The following is a 580-nucleotide window of genomic DNA, read 5'->3' on the forward strand; positions in this document are numbered from 1 at the left end:
CCCAACAATTGGCCGAATTAACGGACGAAAATGATGGGCTAGCAGCAGATGATCAAACTGCTGCAGGCAATTCTTCTGGTATGGACTGGATTTTGAACCATCCAAATGTCAGTGAACAAATGGTGGTTGAAGCTCGTGCATTTAGAGACCGTATGCGTCAGAACGAAGAATTCAGTCAAGAATTGATTGAACGTCGTTATGAGAAGCAACGGTTAATGTCCTTACTTGGTGCTGAAGAAATGGCCGAGTTACCGGATGAATTATCCGCAGGTGAAAGATCTTACTGGCAACAACGATACAAAGAATTAGAAAACAAACGCATTTTCTATAACCATAGCCAAAGTGATATGACAAACTTATCTGAAAAGGCTAGCTCTTTGGAAAATGAATACACTCAGTTATCTTATGAACGGGATGAACTTGAGGCTAATGGCCGACAAGATGACCGTTGGATCCGCTTATTTGGTAGTGTCCTTGCAGGAATGGGGATTGTCTTACTCGTTGCTTACTTTGTGACGTCAATGACCTTCCTATTTGGTGCTGGTGTGACAGCGACTATCGCAGGTATTATTATTTTGAT

At 42.1% G+C, this 580-nt stretch carries 1 pseudogene; it reads left to right on the forward strand.

Annotated elements, in window-relative coordinates:
• Positions 1–580: pseudogene (locus ACRCJ0_RS18700) on the forward strand (ATP-binding protein); the annotation flags it as partial.

This window comes from Aerococcus sp. L_32, from assembly GCF_050689315.1.